Here is a 4,715-nt window from a genome sequence, read left to right on the forward strand (position 1 = left end):
GTGGCTGGCCCTGGCCGCGGCCGTCCCCACGCTCTCGCAGGCCCAGGTCGATGAGGCCTATCCCTCCCGTGCGGTGCGCTTCATCGTGCCCATCGGGCCCGGCAGCAGCGGCGACACGCTCACGCGGCTGATGGCGGAGCAGTTCAGGGCCGTCTCGGGGCAGGCGACGTTCGTCGAGAACCGGCCCGGCGCCGATCTTGTCGTGGGCACGCAGAACCTGCTGGGGGCGCCGCCGGACGGCCATTCGGTGGTGCTCGTCAGCAACAGCACCATGGTGATCAACCCGCTGGTCATCAAGGACCTGCCCTACAAGGTGGAAGACCTGACGCCGATGCTCGACCTGGTGCGCATTCCGGCCGTGCTGGTGACATCGCCCGACTCGCGGTTCAAGACGCTGGGCGACCTGCTCGATGCGGCCCGCAAGGCGCCGGGGTCGGTCAGCATCGGTGTCTACGGCAACTCGTACCGACTGGGCGCGCTGGACCTCGCGCGCCGGGCGGGCGTGAAGTTCAACGCCATTCCCTACAAGGGCGCCTCGCAGGCGATCGCCGACGTGATCGGCGGCGTGGCCGATGCGGCGCTGACCGATGTCGGCGGCGCGGCGCCGCTGATCGCCTCGGGCAAGGTGCGCGGGCTGGGCGTGTCCTCGGGCAAGCGCCACGCGTTGATGCCGGGAGTGCCCACCGTGCAGGAAGGCGGCGTGGCCGACTACACGCTCTTTACCTTCATCGGCTTTGCGATCCGCGCCAAGACGCCGGCGCCGATTGCCGGCAAGTTCGAGGCACTGATGGTGCGCGCGGCCGCCGACCCGGCGTTCCGCGAGCAGGTGGTGCGCATCAGCGGTGGGGAGTTTGCCGGCACGGGCCGGGAGCCGTTCAGCGCCATGATCGCCAGCGAGTCGGTGCGCACGCGCGAACTGGTCAAGCTGGCCGGGCCGAATTTCATGCAGTGATCGATCGCGCGGTCCCCGGCGCCGTGGCACCGGGGACCACGTTCGGGCCGGGTCAGCGCGCGATGACTGCGTCGCCCAGGATCTTCACCTCGCCGTCCTGGTTGGTGGTGCGGATTTCCACCTTCACCCGCTCCTCGCCGCCGGCCTCGAACTTCTCGATGACCTCGCCCGTGCAGGTGATGGCATGGCCCAGGTGCGTGATGCCGGCGAAGCGCGCGTTGAACTGGCGCACCTTGCGCTGGTCGACCCACTGCGTCAGCAGGCGGCCCAGGTAGGCCATCGACAGCATGCCGTGCGCGAACACGTCGGGCATGCCGCCGCGCTGCGCGAAGTCCAGGTCGATGTGCATCGGGTTGTGGTCGTTCGATGCGCCGGCGAACAGCGCCAGGGTCGTGCGGTTGATCGGGGCGAGTGCCAGCGGCGGCAGGGTGTCGCCGGGTTCGAGGGCGTCGAAATTCAGGGTCTTCATCGGGTGTTCCTTGTGTTCAGCCATTGCGGTGCACCAGCACCTTGCGGATGTCGGCCACGTGCTCCGAGCGCTGGTTGGTGACGCGGGTTTCCATGACGACGAACTCGAGCGCGCCGCCTTTCTTCTCGTAGACGTCGGTGACCCGGCTGTCGAAGTGCAGCGTGTCGCCCGCATGGGCCATGCGCCGGTAGGTAAAAGACTGCTCGCCATGCAGCACGCGCGCCAGCTCGATGCCGGCGTCCTCGCGCCAGTTGCTCGGCGGACGCGCGAGCTCCAGCGAGAACAGGAAGGTGGGCGGCAGCGGCAAGGTGGGGTGGCCGGCATCGCGCGCGGCGGACTCGTCGAAGTAGACCGGATCGGTCTCGCCGATGGCCTTGGCGAAGAAGCGCAGCTGCCCGGCTTCGGCGGTGATGGCAAAGGGCGGGAAAGCCATGCCGATGATGTTCCTGTCGATCATGAAGATGCTCCTTGTTTGAGGTGCCGGCTTGCCCGGCCTACAGCTTGCGCGAGATCAGGTCACGCATCACTTCGCTGGTGCCGCCGTAGATGCGGCTCACGCGCATGTCGACGAAGGCGCGTGCGATGGGGTACTCCAGCATGTAGCCGTAGCCGCCGTGCAGCTGCACCATGTCGTCGATGCACTTCCACAGCGTCTCGGTGGCGAACAGCTTGGCGATCGCGGCTTCTTCCACCGTCAGCCGCCGGCTCATGTGCGCCGCGAGGTAGTGGTCGACCATCGTGCGCAGCGCCACCGACTGGGCCTTGATGTCGGCCAGCTTGAACTTCGTGTTCTGGAAATCCCACACCGTCTGGTCGAAGGCACGGCGGTCCTTCACGTAGTCGAGGGTCTGCTGGAGCAGCCGCTCGAGCTTGGTCGCGGCGCTGACGGCGATCATGAAGCGCTCCTGCGGCAGCTCCTGCATCAGGTAGGCGAAGCCCCTGCCTTCGTCGCCCAGCCGGTTGGCTACCGGCACGCGGATGTTGTCGAAGAACAGCTCGGCCGTGTCCTGGGCGCGCATGCCGACTTTGTCGAGCTTGCGGCCGCGGCGAAAGCCGGGGCGGTCCGTCTCGACCACGACCAGGCTCACGCCCTTGGCGCCGGCGGCCGGGTCGGTCTTGCACACCACGACCACGAGGTCGCTGAGGAAGCCGTTGCTGATGAAGGTCTTGCTGCCGTTGATGAGGTAGTCGTCGCCGTCGCGCACGGCGGTGGTGCGCAGCGATTTCACGTCCGAGCCGCCGCCCGGTTCGGTGATGGCCACCGCCAGGATCTGCTCGCCGCAGCAGATGCCCGGCAGCCACTTCTGCTTTTGCGCCTCGGTGCCCAGGCGGTGGATGTAGGGCGCCACGATGTCCGAATGCAGCCCGATCGACAGGCCGCCGACACCGGCGTGCGCGATCTCCTCGGCGATGATGGCCGCGTGGCCGAAGTCGCCGCCACCGCCGCCGTATTCGGTGGGCAGCGTGGTGCACAGCAGGCCCTCGCGGCCGGCCTTTAGCCAGACCTCGCGGCTGACCTGGCCGTCGCGGTCCCAATCGGCCTGGTGGGGCACGCACTCGCGTTCGAGAAAGCGGCGCACCGTGGTGCGGAATGTCTCGTGGTCCTCACGATAGACGCTGCGTTCGACCTGCATGTCGCGATCTCCTTGGGTGACGGAACGGAGCGATCCGCCGAAGGCGTCACGGCGCAATCCGTTCCCTTGGTGATCGTCGTGCGACGCAGGGCCGGACGCACTAGCCGCGATGGCTAGGGCGTGTTCGCGCGATCAAGGGCCGTGGCCGGGCGCGTTGCGACCGACGGACCGGCCCGCAAGGTAGCCAACGGCCAGTGGCAGGCCTTTGGCGACACCGATCACCTGGCCACCGAAGACCTGCCGCCCGGCTGGCGAGAAGGAGACCGTGGAACGGGTCCAGCGGATGTCGGGCGCTTACCAGTCCTCTTTCACCGCCAGCACCACATCGCGCCCCGCCGCGGCACGCCCGGCCATCCACGCCGTGAACGTGCCGGCCGCCACCACGGCAGCGCACAGCGCCAGCAGCCGCACCCAGGGCACCAGCAGGTCCATGCTCCAGTGGAAGCTCTGCGGGTTCACCACCTTCACCAGCACCACCGACACGGCCAGCCCGAGCAGCAGCCCGGCCACCGCGCCGATGGCGGTCCAGGCCGCGCCTTCGCCGGCCACCACGGCCAGCACCTGCCGCCGCGTGAAGCCCAGGTGCGCGAGCAGGCCGAACTCCTTGCGCCGCGCCAGCACCTGCGCGCTGAAGCTGGCCGCGATGCCGAACAGGCCGATGGCGATGGCCACGGTCTGCAGCCAGTAGGTGACGGCAAAGCTGCGGTCGAAGATGCGAAGCGAGGTGGCGCGGATCTGGCCGACCGAGGCAAGTTCGACCGCGCCTTCGCGTGATGCGCGCGAGGCGAGTGCGCGCACGGCTGCCTGCACCTCGGCCTCCGACGCACCGGGCGCGAGCCACAGCGCGACGTCGCTCACATCGTGCTCGCCGGTGATGCGCTCGAAGTCGCGCGCGTCCATCGCGATGGCGCCGAACTGCCGCGCGTAGTCGCGCCACACGCCGGCCACGAAGAACACCTGCGGCGTCGCCGTGCGCATCGCATCGGACAGCGGCGCGAACGCGCTGCCCGGCTTCGCGCCGTACAGCTCGACCATCGGCTCGCTCACGTAGATGCCGGTCTGCCCGGGCGGCACCGGCAGCGCCTCGCCCACCAGCGGCAGGCCGCGCACCACGCCGCCTTCGAGGCTGCGCGCGATCAGCGTCACGGCGGGCTGCGCGGGGTCGAGCTGCAGCGACTGCGTGCGCAGCGTGCCGGTGCGCGCCACGCCGGGCAGTTGCGCCAGCGCCTGCACGAAGGCCGGCGCAAAGGTCGCGGTGTCGGTGCTGCTGGTGCCGCCGCTGTTGCCGCTGCCGCGCCCGCCCGAGGTGGCGCGCACGTACAGGTCGGCCGGCAGCACCACGTCGAGCCAGTGCGTGACCGACTCGCGAAAGCTCGCGACCATCACCGTGAGCGCCACCGCCAGGCTCAGGCTCGCGACCACGCCGCTCACCGCCACGGCCGCCGTGCCGCGCATGCGGCGCGCGCGCTCGACGGCGAGCATCGGCAGCACGCGCCGCGCAAACGCGGGTGCCACGCGGTCGTACAGCAGCGCGATGAGCCAGGGCAGGGCGGTGATGCCGCCCACCAGCAGGCAGGCCACCGACAGGTACGCCGCCACCGGAATGCCGCCGATGGCCGGCAGGTTGGCCAGCGCCGCGCCCGCGCCGATGAGCCCGAGC

At 69.9% G+C, this 4,715-nt stretch carries 5 protein-coding genes; 1 reads left to right on the forward strand and 4 read right to left on the reverse strand.

The window, feature by feature from the left end:
* On the forward strand, positions 1-952 hold a 952-nt coding region (locus VBO01S_RS30765; RefSeq protein WP_062482831.1), incomplete at its 5' end, for a tripartite tricarboxylate transporter substrate binding protein.
* A 52-nt stretch (positions 953-1,004) separates the two neighbouring features.
* Here VBO01S_RS30765 and VBO01S_RS30770 read toward each other — a convergent pair.
* The 4 genes from VBO01S_RS30770 to VBO01S_RS30785 all read right to left on the reverse strand — a co-directional run.
* Positions 1,005-1,421 carry a MaoC family dehydratase gene (locus tag VBO01S_RS30770; RefSeq protein WP_062482834.1) on the reverse strand — a complete coding sequence of 139 codons (417 nt, stop codon included), beginning with the start codon at positions 1,419-1,421 and terminating at the stop codon, positions 1,005-1,007.
* A 16-nt stretch (positions 1,422-1,437) separates the two neighbouring features.
* Positions 1,438-1,878: a MaoC family dehydratase N-terminal domain-containing protein gene (locus tag VBO01S_RS30775; RefSeq protein WP_062482837.1), complete on the reverse strand. Its 441-nt coding sequence runs from the start codon at positions 1,876-1,878 to the stop codon at positions 1,438-1,440.
* Positions 1,879-1,915: 37 nt separating this feature from the next.
* Positions 1,916-3,055, reverse strand: a complete 1,140-nt coding sequence (locus VBO01S_RS30780) for an acyl-CoA dehydrogenase family protein (RefSeq protein WP_062482839.1) — start codon at positions 3,053-3,055, stop codon at positions 1,916-1,918.
* 294 nt (positions 3,056-3,349) lie between these two features.
* Positions 3,350-4,715 (reverse strand): ABC transporter permease (locus tag VBO01S_RS30785; protein ID WP_157627533.1); only part of this gene is annotated, 1,366 nt, incomplete at its 5' end.

It is taken from the genome of Variovorax boronicumulans NBRC 103145 (assembly GCF_001591345.1).
In the GTDB taxonomy this organism is placed as follows: Bacteria; Pseudomonadota; Gammaproteobacteria; order Burkholderiales; family Burkholderiaceae_C; genus Variovorax; species Variovorax boronicumulans.